This is a genomic window from Variovorax durovernensis (assembly GCF_977011995.1).
In genome coordinates this window covers 1,617,049-1,636,257 of record NZ_CDRNCW010000001.1, presented here as the reverse complement: position 1 = coordinate 1,636,257, position 19,209 = coordinate 1,617,049, and the positions used below count along the sequence as shown (strand labels likewise).

The 19,209-nt window shown below is 67.8% G+C and carries 19 protein-coding genes; 3 read left to right on the top strand and 16 right to left on the bottom strand.

Annotated features, from left to right (window positions below):
- Positions 1 to 72: 72 nt before the first annotated feature.
- From ACWV14_RS07790 to modB, 8 genes are all read right to left on the bottom strand, one after another.
- The gene (locus ACWV14_RS07790) at positions 73 to 915 is read right to left on the bottom strand and encodes a hypothetical protein (RefSeq protein WP_454907451.1); all 843 of its coding nucleotides are present in this window, start codon (positions 913 to 915) and stop codon (positions 73 to 75) included.
- Positions 916 to 984: 69 nt separating this feature from the next.
- A complete protein-coding gene (locus tag ACWV14_RS07785) occupies positions 985 to 2,751 on the bottom strand; it encodes a ShlB/FhaC/HecB family hemolysin secretion/activation protein (protein ID WP_454907452.1) in 1,767 nt (588 codons plus the stop codon).
- 203 nt (positions 2,752 to 2,954) lie between these two features.
- Positions 2,955 to 3,833, bottom strand: coding sequence for a formate dehydrogenase accessory sulfurtransferase FdhD (fdhD, locus tag ACWV14_RS07780; protein WP_454907453.1), 879 nt, complete (start codon positions 3,831 to 3,833; stop codon positions 2,955 to 2,957).
- A gap of 19 nt (positions 3,834 to 3,852) precedes the next feature.
- Entirely contained in the window at positions 3,853 to 4,143 is a 291-nt protein-coding gene (locus ACWV14_RS07775; protein WP_454907454.1) for a hypothetical protein, read from the bottom strand.
- Positions 4,140 to 6,488: an FdhF/YdeP family oxidoreductase gene (locus ACWV14_RS07770; protein WP_454907455.1), complete on the bottom strand. Its 2,349-nt coding sequence runs from the start codon at positions 6,486 to 6,488 to the stop codon at positions 4,140 to 4,142. The genes ACWV14_RS07775 and ACWV14_RS07770 overlap by 4 nt, the downstream gene beginning before the upstream one ends.
- A gap of 82 nt (positions 6,489 to 6,570) precedes the next feature.
- Positions 6,571 to 7,362: an ABC transporter ATP-binding protein gene (locus ACWV14_RS07765; protein WP_454907456.1), complete on the bottom strand. Its 792-nt coding sequence runs from the start codon at positions 7,360 to 7,362 to the stop codon at positions 6,571 to 6,573.
- Positions 7,359 to 8,108, bottom strand: coding sequence for a molybdate ABC transporter substrate-binding protein (gene modA, locus ACWV14_RS07760; protein WP_454907457.1), 750 nt, complete (start codon positions 8,106 to 8,108; stop codon positions 7,359 to 7,361). Before modA ends, ACWV14_RS07765 begins: the two co-directional genes overlap by 4 nt.
- 34 nt (positions 8,109 to 8,142) lie before the next feature.
- The gene (gene modB, locus ACWV14_RS07755; RefSeq protein ID WP_454907458.1) at positions 8,143 to 8,826 is read right to left on the bottom strand and encodes a molybdate ABC transporter permease subunit; all 684 of its coding nucleotides are present in this window, start codon (positions 8,824 to 8,826) and stop codon (positions 8,143 to 8,145) included.
- Positions 8,827 to 8,936: 110 nt separating this feature from the next.
- Between modB and ACWV14_RS07750 the strand changes: the two genes are divergently transcribed.
- Positions 8,937 to 9,167 (top strand): hypothetical protein, encoded by a 231-nt coding sequence (locus ACWV14_RS07750; protein ID WP_454907459.1) that lies wholly within the window; start codon positions 8,937 to 8,939, stop codon positions 9,165 to 9,167.
- An 86-nt stretch (positions 9,168 to 9,253) separates the two neighbouring features.
- Here the strand turns inward: ACWV14_RS07750 and ACWV14_RS07745 are convergent, their stop codons facing one another.
- The 4 genes from ACWV14_RS07745 to apbC all read right to left on the bottom strand — a co-directional run bounded on the left by ACWV14_RS07745 (position 9,254) and on the right by apbC (position 13,554).
- A complete protein-coding gene (locus ACWV14_RS07745) occupies positions 9,254 to 9,601 on the bottom strand; it encodes a winged helix-turn-helix domain-containing protein (protein WP_422085350.1) in 348 nt (115 codons plus the stop codon).
- 89 nt (positions 9,602 to 9,690) lie between these two features.
- A complete protein-coding gene (locus ACWV14_RS07740; RefSeq protein ID WP_454907460.1) occupies positions 9,691 to 11,388 on the bottom strand; it encodes an OFA family MFS transporter in 1,698 nt (565 codons plus the stop codon).
- Between the two features lie 127 nt (positions 11,389 to 11,515).
- Complete coding sequence (locus ACWV14_RS07735) at positions 11,516 to 12,460, bottom strand: LysR substrate-binding domain-containing protein (RefSeq protein WP_454907461.1); 945 nt, start codon at positions 12,458 to 12,460, stop codon at positions 11,516 to 11,518.
- Positions 12,461 to 12,462: 2 nt separating this feature from the next.
- Positions 12,463 to 13,554: an iron-sulfur cluster carrier protein ApbC gene (gene apbC / locus ACWV14_RS07730; RefSeq protein WP_422085347.1), complete on the bottom strand. Its 1,092-nt coding sequence runs from the start codon at positions 13,552 to 13,554 to the stop codon at positions 12,463 to 12,465.
- Between the two features lie 76 nt (positions 13,555 to 13,630).
- On the opposite strand from apbC, the gene ACWV14_RS07725 reads away from it, so the two are divergent.
- Positions 13,631 to 14,839: a patatin-like phospholipase family protein gene (locus ACWV14_RS07725; protein ID WP_454907462.1), complete on the top strand. Its 1,209-nt coding sequence runs from the start codon at positions 13,631 to 13,633 to the stop codon at positions 14,837 to 14,839.
- Here ACWV14_RS07725 and ACWV14_RS07720 read toward each other — a convergent pair.
- The 3 genes from ACWV14_RS07720 to ACWV14_RS07710 form a co-directional block, all read right to left on the bottom strand.
- Positions 14,836 to 15,468, bottom strand: coding sequence for a DUF4337 domain-containing protein (locus ACWV14_RS07720; RefSeq protein ID WP_454907463.1), 633 nt, complete (start codon positions 15,466 to 15,468; stop codon positions 14,836 to 14,838). The genes ACWV14_RS07725 and ACWV14_RS07720 overlap by 4 nt on opposite strands.
- A gap of 95 nt (positions 15,469 to 15,563) precedes the next feature.
- Positions 15,564 to 16,790 carry a diaminopropionate ammonia-lyase gene (locus ACWV14_RS07715; RefSeq protein ID WP_454907464.1) on the bottom strand — a complete coding sequence of 409 codons (1,227 nt, stop codon included), beginning with the start codon at positions 16,788 to 16,790 and terminating at the stop codon, positions 15,564 to 15,566.
- A gap of 5 nt (positions 16,791 to 16,795) precedes the next feature.
- Entirely contained in the window at positions 16,796 to 17,983 is a 1,188-nt protein-coding gene (locus tag ACWV14_RS07710) for a M20 aminoacylase family protein (protein WP_454907465.1), read from the bottom strand.
- Positions 17,984 to 18,069: 86 nt separating this feature from the next.
- On the opposite strand from ACWV14_RS07710, the gene ACWV14_RS07705 reads away from it, so the two are divergent.
- Positions 18,070 to 18,540 carry an Lrp/AsnC family transcriptional regulator gene (locus tag ACWV14_RS07705; RefSeq protein WP_454907466.1) on the top strand — a complete coding sequence of 157 codons (471 nt, stop codon included), beginning with the start codon at positions 18,070 to 18,072 and terminating at the stop codon, positions 18,538 to 18,540.
- A 127-nt stretch (positions 18,541 to 18,667) separates the two neighbouring features.
- On the opposite strand, the gene ACWV14_RS07700 is transcribed toward ACWV14_RS07705, so the two are convergent.
- Positions 18,668 to 19,132 (bottom strand): hypothetical protein, encoded by a 465-nt coding sequence (locus ACWV14_RS07700; protein ID WP_454907467.1) that lies wholly within the window; start codon positions 19,130 to 19,132, stop codon positions 18,668 to 18,670.
- Positions 19,133 to 19,209: the final 77 nt, after the last annotated feature.

Genomic DNA, 19,209 nt, shown 5'->3' with positions numbered 1-19,209 from the left:
GGAAACTCGGCCCCTGACGGGAGCCGACGGTGAGCGCAGCGATGCGACCACCCCGGCTCCCTGCTCACGATCTCAAGCGCAGCGGAACTTCGCGACGCCCATGTACCGCGCGCCGGAAGGAAGCGTTGCCGAATAGCCCACCGCAATCGCATAGGCACCGCTGCCGTGATCACCCAGCGTGATGCCGGCGCCGGCACCCGCACTCAGGAAGCTGCCGGTCACAGACGTGCTGGATGGCGACTTGACCTTGGTGTCGAAATTCACCGTGCCGACGGCATCGCCGACCGTCACCTTCACCGAGCCCGTGACGGTCGCTCCTTCGCTGCCGAATGCCAGCGTCGAAGAGCCGCTTGCGGTGCCGCTGTTGGCCGCGCCCCCGCCGCCACTCACGTAAGTGGGGCTGGTGAAGACGCCCGCATCGCAGGTGGGGCTTCCGCTCCCAGGCAGGGTCTTCAGCTCGTTCAGTGCAAGGTAGTGATACGCACGGTTGTCGCCGCCAGTGAGGGTTTCCGCGCCCGAACTGCGCGTGACGGTGCCGGCGGTCCAACGGCCGATCGCGAAGTTCGCGTCGCCGTTGATTTCCTTCGTCGCGCTCGACCCCGTCAGCGTGTTGTCGTTCAGGCGGATCATCGCGCCGCTGGCCGCCTGCTCGCTTTGCGACAGCACACCGAACGACTGCGCACCCACACCCAGGAGCAGGTAGCGCGCGCGCTCGCCGCGAGCGAACGGTGCCGAGACCGAGCCGGAATCGGCTGCTGCGGGCGCTGCTGCAGGCGCTTCTGCGGTCGCCGACGGAGCAACGGCTGGAATGGCGCCCATCGGCATGCCGCCACCTCCACCGCCGCTGCCTCCACCGCAAGCGTGAAGCAGGCCAAGTGACAGCAATGAGAGCGAAAAGAGAATTTTGTTTTTCATGAATCTTGTGTGATCTGTTGTGATTGGTTGGGGGATGCAATGTCGGTTTTCTCTGGTGCGGCTTCCTCCTCAAAAGCTGAAGTTGAGGTTGAACCCCGTCGTGACCCTGGCCGTGCGATATCCCTCGGGCTTGCTGATCGGAGCGCCGATGAAGACGTCGTAGTTCAGCCCCCTCCATGCCCCACGCACGCCGATCACGCCACCCGCCAGGTGATTTCCGAGCAGCCATGCGACCGACCTGCCGGCCACGCGGCCGTAGTCGATGCCCGCATAGAGTTCGGCTCCGCTCTGGCCCGCGGCCCACCCGATGTCGTTGCGCAGCAGCCAGCCCCGCTCGCCGAGCAGGCTGGTCTCGCCGTCGAAGCCGCGCACGGTGTAGCGCCCGCCGATACCGAAGCGGTCTTGCGGCGTGAGCTGGGTCTGGTTCCACTGCGCACGCCACTGGCCCACGTAGCGCAACTTCTGCTCGCCGAGCTTGAAAGGCAGGTTGAGGCTCACGTCGGCCGTCATCAGCCGGAAGCGGCTGGTGCCTTCGTCGAACGCCTCCTCGGGTGCTCGCCTGGCACCGAAGGCGCCGGTGCCCTGGCGCAAGGCGAAGGTGCCGTCCAGCGTGGCTTCACCGATGAACTCCTTGTGGCTCAGGCTGGCCTCCCAACCGCCGAGCACGCGGTGCTGGTTCTCGATCTGGGTGTCGTCGACGAAGCTGCGCGACTCGCGGCGAAAGGCGCGGATCGCGACAGTGGTCTTGCGGCGCTGGTCACGGTAGACCAGGCGCGAGAGCCTGAGTTCGGCGTTGTTGGTCTTGCCCGCGTAGATGTAGTCCTGGTTCAGGCCGGCCACGGTTTGCCGGTAGTGGCTGTTCGAAGCGGTGAAGCCGAGCTGCCAATAGCCCCAGGGCAGCGAGTAATGAACGGTCTGACCCTCCGTGCCGCGGCGAGGGTTGCCCAGGACATGCCCGTCCACGCTGTGGTTGGCGCTGACGTAAAAAAGATCATTGAGGCCGAAGAGGTTGTCGGCAGATACGGTGGCGCCTGCCTGGTACCTGCCAGTGGCGCCAGTGCCGCTGTCGTCCAGGCTCAGGGTGCCGCGCAGCATGCGGGCTTGCGTGTACTTGGCGACGAGGTCGCTGTCGCCCGGCCGGGCGTCGGGCGCGGTCGAGGCCTCGATCTGGATATCGGCTTCAGCGGTGGGTGTGCGCTTGAGGTTCTCCAGGCCCTGCTCGATGTCACGCAGGTTGAGCAGGTCACCAGGACGCGCAGGAATCGCGCTTTCGAGCAGCAGACGGTTGCCGCCGAAGCGAGTGTTCGAATCCGCAGTGGCTCGGACGGCGGCGATGCGTCCGGGAACCAGTGTGAAGGTCAGCAGCCCGGTGGACAGATCCTGCGGCGCCGCCAGCACACGGGTGGTGACGAAGCCCCTGGCGATGATCGCCTGCTGGAGCCGCGCCATGACGGTGTTGACGCCCTGCGTGCCCAGGCAGCGGCCAAGCGGGCTGTCGTTCGCATCCGGGCCCGCGGCGGCATTCAGTGCCCACTGGAAATCCGCCGAGCGCTCACCCGAAAGGACAAGACGGTCGACGCGAAAACACGGCGACTCCGTCTCGGGCAGGCGACCCGAATCTTTTTGCGTCGCTTGCTGAAGGTGGCTGTCGACCAACTTCTCCTGCTGCTCCCGCAGGGCTCGCTCGCGCTCCTGCTGGCGCAGCTGCTCGACGAAGGGATTGGGTGCAGAAGGGTTGGCTTGAGCCAGAGCGCCTGACGCGGCACCCAGCCACAGGCAAGCAACAGAAACTGCGCGCAACGATTGCGGCGCGAGAGAGCGTGATCGAAGGAACATGAAAACCCGGACGTATGCAGCGAGGAATACGCTGCGGGCGCGGATTGTCATGTCGCATTTGGCTGCACATTTGTGGCCAAAAGTGACTTAGAGAATTCTTGAGTTATCCGTTAGATTTGCAACACCGTCGCATTGATCGACGGCGTCGAAATTAACAGGAAACAGCTTCTTGTTAGCAATGTCGCGAGGCAGCTCGCGACGCTTCAACTGCCGTTACTTAGCCCATCGGCATAGAGCACCCCACGCGGCGCCCGGCACAACCCCCAGAAACGCAACCCGCTGAGTTCGGCCATGCGCACGCCCATCGATGTCGGCGCGGAGATGGTCGCCATCGCGGCGATGCCCAGGCGCGCGCATTTGCGCACGAGCTCATGGCTGCCGCGGCTGGACATCAGCACGAAGCCCGGCTCCGCGAGCCGCCCCGCCAGCGCGAGCTTGCCGAGCAGCTTGTCGAGCGCGTTGTGGCGCCCGACGTCTTCCATCAGATCGGTGAGCTCGCCGTCGACCGTCGCCCAAGCTGCAGCATGGATTGCGCCGGCTTCGGCGTTGAGCGTCTGGCGCGGCGGCATGGCGGCGAAGGCGCGAAGCACTGTCGCCAGGTCGATGCGTTCGATCCAGTCGCGTTGCGGCACGCGCTGCGGCGTGAGGTCGAGCCCCGCGAAGCTCTCGACGCCGCACACGCCGCAGCCGGTGCGGCCCGCGAGGCTGCGGCGGCGGTCTTTCAGGCGCTCGAAGCTGCGTGTGGAAATCTCGAGTTGTACTTCGATGCCGGGCATGCCCTGGGGCAAGCCGGCATCGGAGGCATCGATCGTCCGCACGTCGATGCCCCGGCAATCGGCGGCGCCGTCGAGGATGCCTTCGCTCAGTGCGAAGCCGAGCGCGAAGGCTTCGAGGTCTTGCGGCGTGGCCATCATCACCGCGTGCGAGACGCCGTTGAACACCAGCGCTACCGGCACCTCGGACGCCAGCGTATCGTCGCGCACCGCGCCCTCGGGCGCGAGGCCGCGCTCGCCGAAGACATGCACGGCGTGCCGCGCAAGTGGCGGCAGGGAATCGGATTCGGTGATGGGGTCGTCTTGCATGGCCGCGGCCATTCTCCGCTCAGCCGGGGTTTTCGTCAGCCGGCGGGGCGTCGACCAGTGCGCGCCCGGCGTCGGTGATGTGCGCGACCCAGCGGTCGTCCAGCTGCACCACGCGCACCCAGCCGGGGCCGCTCACGCCGCCGATGGCGGCATCGCCCATCAGCGTGAGCTGGCGCATGACCACGCTCGCGCCCTGCCCCAGCCGCTTGCCCAGGCGCGGCAGCGACATGCCGCCCTCGCCCGGCGCATCGGCAAGGGCGCGCAGGATGGCGATGGAGAAGGAGTCGGTGTCGAAGGAGGCGGCGGTCATGCCGCCACGGTATCAGCGTCTGACGGGGCCGGGGCAGGCGCCACATGCAACGACAGCACCACGGGAATGGACTTGGAGGTCGGCGTGCCCGCGTTCTCGGCCACCGACGACAGCGGCACCAGCGGATTGGTCTCGGGATAGTAGGCCGCGAGGTTGCCGCGCGGGATGTCGTAGGCCACCAGCCTGAAGCGGTCGGCGCGGCGTTCCTGGCCGTCGCTCCACACGGTCTGGATGTCGACCCAGTCGCCGTCCTTCATGCCCAGCTGGTGGATGTCTTCCTTGTTGATGAAGACCACGCGGCGCTGGCCGAACACGCCGCGGTAGCGGTCGTCCATGCCGTAGATGGTGGTGTTGTACTGGTCGTGCGAGCGCGTGGTGAGCAGCGTGAAGACGATGGTGTCGCCCTTCTTCGCGAAGCGCGCGCGGGCGCGGTGCGAATGGGTGTCCAGCGGCACGGCGTGCGTGAAGAAAACGGCTTTCTTCGACGCGGTGTTCCACACCCGCTCGCTCGCGGTATTGCGCAGGCGGAAGCCGCCCGGATGCGCCACGCGCGTGTTGAAGTCCTTGAAGTCGTCGAACACGGCTTCGATCTTGTCGCGGATGCGTGCGTAGTCTTCCACCAGCCAGAGCCACGGCGTCCTGCTGCGCGCGCCGATGGTGGCGGCCGCGAGCCGCGCCACGATGGCCGGCTCGGACAGCAGGTGCTCCGACGCGGGCGGGTTGATGCCCATCGAGATGTGCACCATGCTCATCGAGTCTTCCACCGTCACGCCCTGCGGGCCGTTGGCCTGCATGTCGATCTCGGTGCGGCCCAGGCACGGAAGAATGATGGCCTCGCGCCCGTGGATCACGTGGCTGCGGTTGAGCTTGGTGGTCACGTGCACCGTGAGGTCGCACTGCTGCAGGCCCTTCCAGGTCTGGTAGGTGTCGGGCGTGGCGGCCGCGAAGTTGCCGCCGAGCGCGAAGAACACCTTGCCCTTGCCGTCGAGCATGAGCCGGATCGCCTCGACGGTGTCGACACCGTTCTGGCGCGGCGGCTCGAAGCCGAACACCTGCTGCAGCCGGTCGAGCAGCGCGGCCGGCGGCTTTTCCCAGATGCCCATGGTGCGGTCGCCCTGCACGTTGCTGTGGCCACGCACCGGGCAGGCGCCCGCGCCCTCGCGGCCCATGTGGCCGCAGAGCATGAGCCAGTTGCCGATCATCTGGATGGTGGCCACCGAATGCTGGTGCTGCGTGATGCCCATGCCCCAGCAGGCGATGACGCGCCTGGCGCCTAGGTACACGTCGGCAGCGGCGCGGATCTGCGCCTCGCTCAGGCCCGACTCGCGCACCAGGATGTCCCACGACTCGGCGCGCAGATCGGCCGCAAGCGATTCGAAACCTACGGTGTGGGCGGCGATGAATTCATGGTCGAGCACCGAGGGCTCGCCGCGCGCCACGGCCGCGTCCTCGCGCTCGATGACGTGCTTCATCATTCCCTTGATGGCGGAGAAGTCGCCGCCCACGCGCAGCTGGAAGTAGTGCGTGCTGATGGGCGTGGAGCCCATGGTGGCCATCTCGAGCTTGTCCTGCGGATCTGCGAAGCGCTCCAGGCCGCGCTCGCGCAGCGGGTTGAAGCTCACGATGCGCGCGCCGCGCCTGGAGGCCGCACGCAGCTCGCCCAGCATGCGCGGATGGTTGGTGCCGGGGTTCTGGCCGAAGATGAAGATCGCGTCGGCCTTCTCGAAGTCGTCGAGCGTGACCGTGCCCTTGCCCACGCCAAGCTGCGGGCGCATGCCGCTGCCGCTGGGCTCGTGGCACATGTTCGAGCAGTCGGGGAAATTGTTGGTGCCGTATTCGCGCACGAACAGCTGGTACAGGAAGGCGGCCTCGTTGCTCGCGCGGCCCGATGTGTAGAAGATGGCCTGGTTCGGGTCGGGCAGCGCGTTCAGGTGCTGCGCGATGCGCGCAAAGGCGTCGTCCCATTCGATGGGTACGTACTTGTCGCTGCCCGCGTCGTAGGCCATGGGGTGCGTCAGGCGCCCCTGGTCCTCGAGCCAGAAGTCGCTCTGCTCGGCCAGCTCGGCCACGGTGTGTTTCGCGAACAGCTCGGGGCCGGCGCGGCGCGCGGTGGCTTCGGCGGCCACGGCCTTGACGCCGTTCTCGCAGAACTCGAAGGTGGAGGCGTGGTTGCGGTCGGGCCAGGCGCAGCCGGGGCAGTCGAAGCCATCGGGCTGGTTGGCCGAGAGCAGCGTCTTCGCGCCCTTGATGGGAATGTCCTGCCGCAGCAGCGCATTCGTGACGCTGCGCAAAGCGCCCCAGCCGCCGGCGGGGCCCTTGTAAAACTCGATCTTCTGCTCGCTCATGCCGGGAGTGTTCGCGCGCGAGGGACTGCCGTCAAATTGGATCGGCACATGCGGCGATTCAAAACGGAAATGAAGCGCGGCCTCAGGAGCCTCGCGCGTCCTGCATCAGCAACCCACGCAGCTTTCTGCGCAGCGGCGTGTCCTCGACCTCCTGCGCGCCCGCGATGTCGTTCAGCGCAAAGTCGCGGCTTTCGGCGCTGTGCAGATCGATCTCGCGCACCACCTGGCCGTCCTTGTAGACGAAGGCCACGTCGGCCAGCGCGAGCACGTCCTCGATGTCGTGGGTGATCATCAGCACCGGAATGCCCCACTGCCTGCGCACCTGCGCGAGTTCGTTGCGCAATTCGGTGCGCAGCATGGGGTTGAGCGCAGCGAAGGGCTCGTCGAGCAGCAGCACCTGCGGCTCGCAGGCCAGCGCGCGCGCCAGTGCCACGCGCTGCCGCTGGCCGCCCGAGAGCTTGCCCGGACGGCTGTCGGCCAGCGCCGTGAGGCCGAAGCTCTCCAGCAGCGCCTGCACGCGCTCGGCATCCTTCGCAGGGGGCTTGCGGCGATGCCAGGCGGTCAGGCCGAAGCCGACGTTCTGGCGCACCGTGAGGTGCGGGAACAGCGCGTAGTCCTGGAACAGGTAGCCGATGCGGCGCTCCGGCGCGGGCACGTCGATGCCCCGCGCGGCGTCGTAAAGCGTGCGGCCGTCGAGCCGCACATGGCCCGCGGACGGCTGCAGCAGGCCCGCGATGGCCTGCAGCGTGAGCGACTTGCCCGCGCCCGACGGGCCGTAGAGCGCGGCAAAGGGCACGTCGGTCTGAAAGCGCACGGCCAGGTCGAAGCGGCGTGCCCCGTCCTGCACCGAGAGCTTCAGATCGACGTCGATCATGGCTTGCCGAATCCGTAGCGCGTGAGCACTTCCTGCGCGGCGGGCGTCGACAGGAACGCGATGAAGTCGCCGGCCAGCGCTTTCTGCCTGCTGTCGGCCACCACGGCGATCGGGTAGGTCACGGGCGTGTGGCCGGTGGGGTTGAAGGCGATCTTGACCTTGTCGCCGGCCACGGCCGCGTCGGTGCGGTAGACGAAGCCGGCCTCGACCTCGCCGCGGCTCACGTAGTCGAGCACCTGGCGCACGCTGTCGGCCTGCACGAACTTGGGTTCGAGCGCGCTCCAGAGGTTGGCGCCGTCGAGCACCTGCTTGGTGTAGCGGCCCACCGGCACGGTGGCGACCTTGCCCACGGCGATCTTCTTCACGCTGGCGCCGCCCAGGTCCTGCAGGGTCTTCACGCCCACGGCGTCCCTGGCGGGCTCGATCAGCACCAGGCTGTTGGTGACGAAGTCCTTGCGCGTGGCGGTGTCGATGACCTTCTGCTCCACGCCGCGGTTCATGGTGTCCTGGTCGGCGCTGGCGAACACGTCCACCGGCGCGCCCTGGCCGATCTGCTGCAGCAGCACGCCCGAGGCGGCGAAGTTGAAGCGCACGGTGGCGCCCGGCTTGGCGGCCTCGAACTTGGGTCCGATTTCCTTGAATGCGTCGGTCAGGCTCGCCGCGGCAGACACGGTGATCTGCTGCGCGGCTGCGGCCAGCGGCAGTGCGAGCGCAACGACGATGGACAAGAGACGGAACGGACGCATTGCAACTCCTTATGGGTATGAATGAAACACGAAATCAGCGAAGCGAGAAGAAGCGGTTCGACATCACCAGCACGGTGATCGACAGCACCGAAGTGACGATGACCAGCAGCAGTGCGAGGTCGTCGTGCCCCGCCTGCACCGCGTCGTAGATGGCCATCGACAGCGTCTGGGTCTGCTTGGGGATGGAGCCGGCCACCATCAGCGACGCGCCGAACTCGCCCATGGCGCGCGCGAACGCCAGCAGCGTGCCGGCCAGGATGCCGGGCCAGGCCAGCGGCAGCGTGACGCGCAGGAAGACCGAAAACGGCGACTGCCGCAGCGTGCTGGCCGCGGCTTCGAGCGAACGGTCGACGCCCGAGAACGCCGCGCTGGCCGACTTGAGCACCAGCGGCAACGCCACCACGGCCGAAGCCACCACGGCGCCGTGCCAGCTGAAGATGATGGTGTAGTCGAGGTGCTCCCGCAGCCACGCGCCCAGCGGGCTGCGGCGCCCGGCCGCCACGAGGATGGCGTAGCCGATGACGGTGGGCGGCAGCACCAGCGGCAGCATGAACACGGCCTCGACCACGGTGCTGCCGAAGAACTTCTTGCGGGCGAAGATCCAGCCCAGCGCCACGCCGACGACGAGCGCCAGAAGGGTCGCCACGGCGGCGACCTTGAGCGACAGCACCAGCGGGAACCAGTCGGTCGAGGCGATGAGCGAATTCGTCGTGTTCATTGAAATACAGCGTTGATTGTTACACGCTGAGCCCTCGATTCCTCAAGGGGGTGCACAAACCGACGAGTCTTCATATACTGGCGGATATAGCGTTGGACACACTGGAACCCATGCGCCAATCCGCCCACGATACCGTTGTACGTTCGATCTCCGGCAGGCCGGAGCTTCGTCACGTGACGCAGGTGCAGGAATGGCGCATCGAGCGTGCCATGGACGCCGCCGGCTTGGTACTGTCCATCACCGCGCCCGACGGCGAAAGCCAGTCTTTCCTGGTGGCCGAGGCCGACGCCAACGACATCGGCGAAGTATTGCGCCGCAACGCAGCGGATGCTGCGCCCTGATCAGCCGATCCTGTCGTCGGATCGCGTGCTCGGCAGCTGACCGAGCCTGGCGCCGAACCAGCCGGCGCGCCCGAGGGTTTCGGGCTTCATGGCGCGAGCAGACGTGTCAGCGCGCGAATGTCGGCCGATGCGGCAAGGCGCGCGGCGTTCTCGATGGCCCGGTAGTGCTTGACGATTTCCTCGCCCACCGGCGTCAGCGCCGTGCCGCCGCCGCGCGAGCCGCCGGCGGCGGTGTTCACGGCCGGCGAGGCCAGAGCCTTGTTCATTTCGTCGATCAGCATCCAGGCCCGGCGGTACGACATGCCCAGCAGCCGGGCCGCCGCGGAAATCGACCCCGTTTCAGCCACGGCTTCGAGCACCGCGATCTTGCCGGGGCCGATGGCAATGGCGTCGTCCCGGTAGATGCGCAGGCGGAACTGGACTTTGGATTTCATGTTGGCGCGAAGCGTAAACCAATGCGGAGCGCCATTGTCTGTCCGGTGCGAGCCGCCCAAGTGCGGCGGCGTCGCCCGGACAGCCGCGGTCAGTTGAAGAACTTGGCGGCGCTCACCAGCGTCTTGTAGACGCCCCAGGCCAGAGGAATGCCCACCGCCACCCAGGCCAGCGCCACCACCAGCGGGCTCACCGTGTCGGCGCGGCCAGAGCCGCTGCCGACTTCGGCCGCGGAGGCCTTCTCGTGCGCCAGCTTCTTCTCGACGGCCAGTTCGGCATCGGTCATGAAGTGCTTGTCGGCCACCGGGCGCACCAGCAGGTTGGCGATGAAGCCGATCACCAGCATGCCCACCAGGATGTACATGGTCTGGTTGTAGACCTGCTCTCGCGGCAGGCCCAGGCCCAGCTGGTATTCGCGCATGTAGTTCACCACCACCGGGCCCAGGATGCCCGCCGTGGCCCACGCGGTAAGCAGGCGGCCATGGATGGCGCCCACGAACTGCGTACCGAACAGGTCGGCAAGATACGCCGGCACCGTGGCGAAGCCGCCGCCGTACATCGACACGATCACGCAGCAAGCGCCCACGAACAGCAGCTTGCTGCCCGCGCCGGCCGACGAGGGAATGCTCGCGTACAGAGCGGCGCCGAGCACGAAGAACACCGTGTAGGTGAGCTTGCGGCCCAGCTTGTCCGACAGGCTCGCCCACACGAAGCGCCCGCCGATGTTGAACAGCGACAGCAGCGCCGTGAAGCCGCCCGCCACCACCGCGATGGCCGCCAGCTGGGTCTTGTCGAGCTGGCCGTACTTGGCCGGCAGGTCGATCAGCGCGCCGCCGAACACTTCCTGCAGCATCGGCGAGGCCATGCCGATCACGCCGATGCCGGCGCTCACGTTCATGCACAGCACCAGCCACACGAGCCAGAACTGCGGAATGCCCCAGACCTTCTTCACGTGCACGTGGCGCTGCGTGATCATGGTGTTGCTGGTCTGCGCCGGGGGCGGCGTCCAGCCTTCGGGCTTCCAGCCCGAGGGCGGCACGCGGTAGCCCAGCGCGCCGGCCATCATGAAGACGAAGTAGCCGATGGCCATGACCACGAAGGTCTGCATCACGCCCACGTCGGTGGCGGTGGAGAAGCGCTTCATCAGGTCGACCGCCAGCGGCGAACCGATCATCGCGCCGCCGCCGAAGCCCATGATGGCCATGCCGGTCGCCATGCCGCGGCGGTCGGGGAACCACTTGATCAGCGTGCTCACCGGAGAGATGTAGCCCAGGCCCAGCCCGATGCCGCCGATCACGCCCGAGCCGAGGATCATCAGCCAGAACTGGTGCAGGTGGATGCCCAGTGCCGACAGCAGCATGCCGCCGCACCAGCAAAGCGCCGACACCACGCCGGCCTTGCGCGGGCCGGCGCGTTCGAGCCAGCCGCCCCACAGGGCCGCGGAGCAGCCGAGGAAGACGAAGAACAGCGTGTACATCCAGCCGTGCGTGGCCACGCGCCAGTCGCAGTTGGTGGCGAACAGCTCCGCGAAGAAGCTCATGTCCTTGGCGCAGGCCTGTGCGCCGGTGCCGGCCGTGCCGAGCGCCTTCGACAACGGCAGCCAGAACACCGAGAAGCCGTAGGCCATGCCGATGCACAGGTGGATGGCCAGTGCGGCCGGGGGTACCAGCCAGCGGTTGAAACCGGGGCCCGCGATGATGCGTTCTTTTTCCAGGAAGCCGGGTTGCTGTTGCAATCCGCCTCCGCCGATGCGCTCTCCCTCAAGAACGCCTGCAGATGAGCCTGCCATATTTCTCCTTGTACGCCTGATGTGTAATTTGTTGCCGAATGTTGGCCGCGGAGTGTGAGTGAGCGCTTCATGCGCCGTCAAATTCGATCAGCGCATGGCCAGATTCAAGTTTTGAATGAGTGAAGCGCTAGGCGCCGAGCGTGCCGCTGTGCCGTTGCACCTGCGCCTGCCACTCGGGCGTCTGCAGGAACGCCAGCGCGGCATCGAGCGCGCGCGAACTTCGCACGCCGTCCTGCGTCATGAAGCCGATGGGCGTGCGCACCTCGGGCGACACCAGCGGCAGCGCCTCCAGCTCGCGGTGGCTGCGCACCGCCGCCACCATCGCGCCCGGCAGCACGCTGCTGACCGTGCCCACGCTCACGGCCAGCGCGAGCGCCAGCACCGAGTTGGTCTCTATGGCCGGCGCCGCCGGCACGCCGGCCTCGCGCAGCGCCTGGTCGATGATGGTGCGGTTGTGCATGTCGGGCGTGAGCAGGCACAGCGGCAGCTTGCCGGCCTCGGCCCACGGCATGGGCTTGCCGATGCGCAGATGGTCGGCCGACGCTTTCTTCGCACGCCGCAGCAGGAAGTAATGCTCGATGCTCTGCGGCCAGGCCGTGAGCTTGATGCCCGGCAGGTGCATGCGCTCGGTGTAGCCGAGCGCGAGGTCGACCGACAGGCTCTCGAGCCCCGTCTCCAGCTCCTGCGAACTCATCGACAGCACGGCGGGCACGATGCCCGGATGCCGCTGCTGCAGCATGGCCGCGAAGCGCGACAGCATGGGAACGGCCGTGGGCACGGCCGCCATGCGCAGCCGCCCGTGCGGGTCGCCCTCTTCGCTGCGCAGCTCCTGCAGCAGCACGTCGTTCTCGCGCAGCATGCGCTGCGCGGTGGCCAGCACGCGCTCGCCCTCGTGCGTGAGGCCCACGTACACCCGGGCCCGCTTGACGATGACGACGCCGAACTCGCTCTCCAGCGCACGCAGCGCGTTGGACAGGGCCGGCTGGGTGATGTGGCAGGCCTGCGCGGCGCGGCCGAAATGCTTGTGCTCGCTGAGCGCGACCAGATAGCGCATCGAGGCGAGCAGGTTCATGCCTAGGTGTTCTTGCTGATCGAGATGGTGGGGAACTTGGAGGAAAAGTCCTTCGCCTTCTCGGCAATGCCGACGGCCACGCGGCGCGCGACCGCCTTGTAGATGCCGGCCACGTCGCCTTCGGGGTCGGACACCACCGTGGGTGCGCCGCTGTCGGCCTGCAGGCGGATCTTGATGTCCAGCGGCAGCGCGCCGAGGTATTCCATCTGGTACTCGGCCGCCATCTTCTTGCCGCCGTCGGCGCCGAAGATGTGTTCGGCATGGCCGCAGTTCGAGCAGATGTGCACCGCCATGTTCTCGACGATGCCCAGGATCGGCACGCCCACCTTCTCGAACATCTTGATGCCCTTCTTGGCGTCGAGCAGCGCGATGTCCTGCGGCGTGGTGACGATCACCGCGCCCGTCATCGGCACGCGCTGACTCAGCGTGAGCTGGATGTCGCCGGTGCCCGGCGGCATGTCGACGATCAGGTAGTCGAGGTCTTTCCAGTTGGTCTGGCGCAGCAGCTGCTCCAGCGCCTGCGTGGCCATGGGGCCGCGCCAGATCATGGCCTGGTCCTGGTCGACCAGGAAGCCGATCGACATGACCTGCACGCCGTGGCGCTCCATGGGTTCCATGGTCTTGCCGTCGGCGCTGTCGGGGCGGCCTTCGATGCCCATCATCATGGGCTGGCTCGGGCCGTAGATGTCGGCATCGAGCAGGCCCACGGTGGCGCCTTCGGAGGCCAGCGCCAGCGCCAGGTTGGCGGCAGTGGTGCTCTTGCCCACGCCGCCCTTGCCCGAGGCCACCGCGATGATGTTCTTGACGTTGGGCATCAGCTGCACGCCGCGCTGCACCGCATGGCTGATGACCTTGGTGACGATGTTGACCGACACGTTCTCCACGCCCGGCACCGCCTTGGCGGCCGCCACCAGCGCCTTGCGGATGGCCGCATGCTGGCTTTTGGCGGGGTAGCCGAGCTCGAGGTCGAAGGACACGTCGCCCTCCGAGACCTGGAGGTTTTTGAGCGACCGGCTCGCCACGAATTCCTTGCCGGTGTTAGGGTCCGCGACGGCCTTGAGCGCGTCCGTCAGCCCTTCTGGGGTGAGTGCCATTGATCAAACTCCTGAATGGCCGGTAGTCTAGTGCGCTCTCCGGGCCTTCATCGAACAGCTCCTCAATAACCAAAAAATGCCAGAGACAAGCCCCGTCACCGGCCTCCTGCTCACCGGGGGCGGCGCCCGGGCCGCCTACCAGGTGGGCGTGCTGGAGGCCATCGCCGAGATCCGGCGTGCCGCCGGCCCCGCTGCCGGCACCGGCAATCCCTTCCAGGTCATCACGGGCACCTCCGCCGGGGCCATCAATGCGGCCGCGCTGGCCTGCGGCGCCGACAGCTTCGACTACGTGGTGGCGCACATCGCCGAAGTCTGGAGCCAGTTCCGCGCCGAGCAGGTGTACAAGGCCGACTCGCTTTCAGTCATCGGCAGCGGCGCACGATGGCGCATGCTGCTCGGGCTCGGGCGCTTCGCGGCCAACTGGATGCGCGTGAAGCCCAGGTCGCTGCTGGACAACTCGCCGCTGGCCGAGTTGCTGCAGCGCCTGGTGCAGCTCGACCGACTGCCGCAGCTCATGAAAGACGGCCACGTGCAGGCGCTGGCGGTGACGGCCTCGAGCTACAGCTCGGGCGAGCACGTCACCTTCTTCGAGGCGGCCGTGCCGATGGAGCCCTGGGTGCGCTCGCAGCGGATTTCGGTGCGCGACCGCATCACGCATGCGCACCTGCTGGCGTCGTCGGCCATTCCGTTCGTGTTCCCGGCCACCGCGCTGCCGATGCAGCAGGACCACATCGAGTACTTCGGCGACGGCTCGATGCGCCAGTCGGCACCGATTGCAGCGGCCATCCATCTGGGCGCGCAGCGCATCGTGGTGATCGGTGCCGGGCGCATGCACGAGCCGCGCGAGGCCCCTGGCCCCAACACCCACACCGGCTATCCGACGATGGCGCAGATCGCGGGCCATGCGCTGTCGAGCATCTTCCTGGATGCGCTGGCGGTCGACATCGAGCGGCTGCACCGGGTGAACCACACGCTGAGCCTCATTCCCGAGGGAGCGCGGGCGGCGAGCGGGCTGCGTCCGCTCGACCTGCTGGTGATCTCACCGTCGGAGCGCCTCGACATGATCGCGGCGCGCCATGTCGACGCCCTGCCCGGCGCGGTGCGGTACCTGCTGGGCGGCTCGAAGGTGGCCGCCGACGTGAAGGGCGGCGCGCTCGCCAGCTACCTGCTGTTCGAGTCGGCCTACACGCGCGAGCTGATGGCGCTGGGCCGCGCCGACGCCATGCGCCAGCGCGACGAGGTGCTGCGGTTCTTCGGCTGGAGCAGCCCCGGAAGCGCGGCCTAGACGTGCAGCGCGGCGAGCACGCCCACCGCGAAACCCGCGGCGGCCACGCCGAACATCGCGCGCTCCAGCCACTTCTTCCTGGTGAGCAGGGCAATGGCAGCCAGCGCGATCGACACCTGCAGCACCGTGGTCGCCTGCGCCCAGCGGTGGTGCTGGTGCATCTGCTCTTCCGACTGGGCGTCCCAGCGGCTCGCCTCTTCTTCCAGCTTCTTCGCGGCCGCCTGGATCTCGGTCTTTTCCTGCTCGTAGCGGCTCACCTTGGCCTGCCAGCCCTGGCGCTTGTCATCCGTCGCGGTGTCGCGCGCGAACTCGGCAAGCGCCTGCTTGGTGCTCTTCGACTGGAAGTAATTCCACTGGTTGGACGCCTCGGTCTTCTTGATCGCGGCGTTGTTCTTGTAGAGCCCGGCGTTGGCCTGCGTGGCGCCGCCCATGTACGAGAAGATCGCGCCGAAGGTGGCGATCACCGCGGTGCACATCGCTATCTTGCTGGTCATGCTCATGCCGCCGGCCTGCGCCGCCGCGCCGTCGCCATGCGCGGTGCCGGCCCCATGGCCGTGGCCGCCGCCCGATGCGGCGTGTTCGAGTTCGTGATCGTGCGGGCCGTGCACGTGAAAGCCGTGTCCTGACATGGGATCCTTGTTGAAGCAATGCGGGGGGTGGAGGGCGCGCGAGTATGCACGCCCGTCGATGACAGTTGCCTCAACGCGCCGGGACGCGCTTGCGCCTACCGCTGTTCCCGCAGCAGCCATTGCTCCTGCGCCGCGACCACCTCTTCGCCCGAGCGCCCGGTGATCGCGCGGTAGACGCCGGGCGCGGTCGCGCCTTCGGTACTGACCAGCAGCACGCGCGCCGCAGGGCCCAGGCCGGCGGCATGGCGCGCATCGGGGTCGGCCGCGAGCACCTGCAGCGCCGCCAGGCCGGCCGCGCCGGACTCGCCACTGAGCACTGGCACATCGCCCGCCTCGCCGGTCGCGAGGGTGCGCATTGCCTGCTCTGCCTGTGCATCGGTCACCGTCATGAACAGATCGACCGCAGGCTGCAGGAAGCGCCACGCGAGCGGCGAGGTCTTCCCGCAGGCCAGCCCCGCCATCACCGAGTCGACCGAGCCCGTGGCACGCGCGGGGCGGCCGCTTCGCGCGCTCTGCAGAAGGCAGTCGGCCTGCTCGGGCTCCACGACGATGAAGGCCAGACGCGCGGCGCCGTAGCGTTCCCAGAAATGGCTGGCCACGCCGGCCGCCAGCCCGCCCACGCCGCCCTGCACGATGACGTGGGTGAACGGGCACGGCCCGTCGGCGGCGGCGTGCTCGAGCAGTTCGTCGGCCAGGATGCCGTAGCCCTGCATGACGTCGCGCGGCACTTCCTCGTAGCCGTCGTAGGAGGTGTCGGAAACCACCTCCCAGCCATTGGCCCCGGCAAGCCGCGCGGCTTCTTCGACCGACTCGTCGTAATTGCCCGCGATGCGGACGATCTCGGCGCCCAGTTGCGCGATGGGCGTTTCGCGCTCCTGGCTCACCTGCGCATGCAGCACGATCACGCAGCGGCAGCCGATGCTCTGCGCGGCGGCGGCAAGCGCACGCCCATGGTTGCCGTCGGTCGCGCTGACGACCACGAAATCGCGCAGCGCCCCGGCATGCCGCCCCGCCAGCAGATCGCCGGGCGTCCATCCGCGATCGGGCCAGCGGCGCAGCACGAGCCGCAGCAGCGCCACCGGCGCGCCGAGCACCTTGAAGCTGCCGAGCGCCGAGCGCTTCGATTCGTCCTTGACGGTGAGCCCGCCGATACCCAGTTGCGCCGCAAGGCGGGGCAGCGCCCATGCCGGCGTCGGCTGCGGCGAAAGCCGGCTCCAGCTCGACAGCCACTGCCGGCTTTGCTTGCCGCGCGCGATGCTCATCACTTCGCGCAGGGATTCGTCGTAAGCGCGCCGGCTTGCCCGGGGGTTGGTGAAAAACATGCTGCTCAGCTCCCGGTGCCGGTCGATCGGGGAAGGCGCATGCGCACGATCTCCGCGAAATAGCGGGCGCCCGTCGCGAGCACCTCGTCGTTGAAGTCGTAGCTGCTGTTGTGCAGCGGCGTGCCGCCGGGCTCTCCGTCGGCCCCGTTGCCGAGGAACACGAAGGCACCCGGCACCGCCCGCAGGAACGCGCCGAAATCCTCCGACGCCATCAACGGCACCACATCGGCGTCGACGTTCCTGGCACCCACCACGGCCGTGGCGGCAGCCACCGCGAAGGTCACGCACTCGGCCCAGTTCACGGTGGGCGCGAACTCGTGGGTGTAGCTGAAGTCGCATTCGGCGCCGTGCATGCGGCAGATGCCTTCGCTGATGTCGCGCATGCGCGTGGCCAGCATGTGCTGCACGGCCGGGTCGTAGCTGCGCGTGTCGCCCTTGATGACGACGTTCGACGGAATCGCGTTGCGGATGCCGTCGGTGATGAACTCGGTGCACGAGACCACCGCCTGCGCGCCGGGGTCGAGCGTGCGCGACACGATGGTCTGCAGCGCCAGCACGATCTCCGCCCCGATGACGATCGGGTCGATGCCCATGTGCGGCCGCGCGGCATGCGTGCCGCGCCCCTTCACGTGGATCACGAAGTTGTCCTCGCTGGCCATGATGCCGCCCACGCGCGTGGCGATGGTGCCGGCGCGCATGCCGGGCATGTTGTGAAGGCCATAGATCTCATCGACCGGGAAGCGCTCGAACAGGCCGTCGTCCATCATGGCCTTGGCGCCGCGGCCGTGCTCCTCGGCAGGCTGGAAGATGAAGCGCACGGTGCCGTCGAAGTCGCGCCGCTCGCGCAGCAGCCGCGCGGCGCCCAGCACGATCGACATGTGGCCGTCATGGCCGCAGGCGTGCATCTTGCCGGGCACGGTGGAGGCATGGGCGCGGTCGGCGGGCAGCTCGGTGATGTCGAGCGCGTCCATCTCGGCGCGCAGGCCGATCACGCCCTTGCCGCTGCCCACTTTCAGGTTGGCGACGAGGCCTGTGCCGCCGATGCCGGTGTGCACCTCGAGGCCCAATGCCTTCAGCACGCGGATCACGAAGGCGGAGGTCTTCGCTTCCTGGAAGCCGGTTTCGGGCATGGCGTGCAACTGCCGGCGCCAGCCGGTGAGTTCGTCGCGCAGGAGGGTGTCTGCAATGTTCATGGCGAGATGCTATTGACAACGCAGCGGTATGGGCGCGCAAAATCGTGCCGATCGACGCAACGTTTTTGCGTCACCTGCCCCCTCGCATGACACCTCTGGACGCCCTGGACCTCCGCCTGCTCGAACTCGTGCAGGCCAACAGCCGCATGCCGCAGAGCGAACTCGGGGAACGGGTGCACCTGTCGACGGCGGCCGTCAACCGGCGGCTGAAGCGCATGCTCGACGAGGGCGTGATCCAGCGCTACGGCGCGGTCCTGTCGCCCGCCGCGCTGGGCCATCCGCTCACCATCGTGGCCGAGGTGGAGACCGAGAGCGAGCAGATCGAACTGCTCGACGCCATGAAGCAGAGCTTTCGCGACTGCCCGCAGGTGCAACAGTGCTACTACGTGACGGGCGAGTGGGACTTCATCCTGGTCTTCGTGGTGCGCGACATGGCGCAATACACCGCCCTGACCCGGCAGCTTTTCTTCCAGAGCAACAACGTCAAGCGCTTTCGCACGCTGGTGACGATGGACCCGGTGAAGCTGAGTCTCGACGTGCCGGTTTCATCACCCTAGACAGGCAACGATTCTTGCTGAAGGGCTTTGCGGGCACGTTGGAGCGGATGTACTTGCGCCGCGTGCCTGCGTGGGGCTGAGTCGGGCCGCGTCAACACACCTAGAACGAGTCCGAAGGACGCGATCTTCAGCGCGCGGGCTGCGCCGGCAGCATCGAGCGCAGCAGCATCAGCACCGCGCAGACGATGGGAGCCAGCGCGAGCAGCCGGCCGGGCTCGAAGGCTAATCCCGCAACGGCACCGACGAGGCAGCCGAACTTGATCCACGCCGGCACCGCCTCCCAGCCGCGCCGGTGCGCCACCGCGAAGCCGATCAGCGCGACCCAGCCGAACAGGCCGCCAAAGACCGACAGCACCCAGCTCAGCAGGTAGAACGCCGAGTCCGCATCGCGGAACGCGAGCGCGGTGCCCAGGCCGCGCCAGGTGTTCCACCAGCCGTCGAAAAGCAGGAAGCCGGTGGCCGAGGCGGCCCACCAGAAGAACGCATAGAGGCTTGCGATGCCGGCCAGCGCCGCGAGCCAGCCGAGCAGGCGCCGGCTGATGTCGTCGAAAGGCATTTGATCGCGCCAGGTGACGATCTGTCCGTTGTCCATGTCGGTGCTCCATTGAAGAGTTCGCAATGGGCACGAAGTTAGGCAGCGGATGCGCGGGCTGCGTGAAGCCCGTGTGA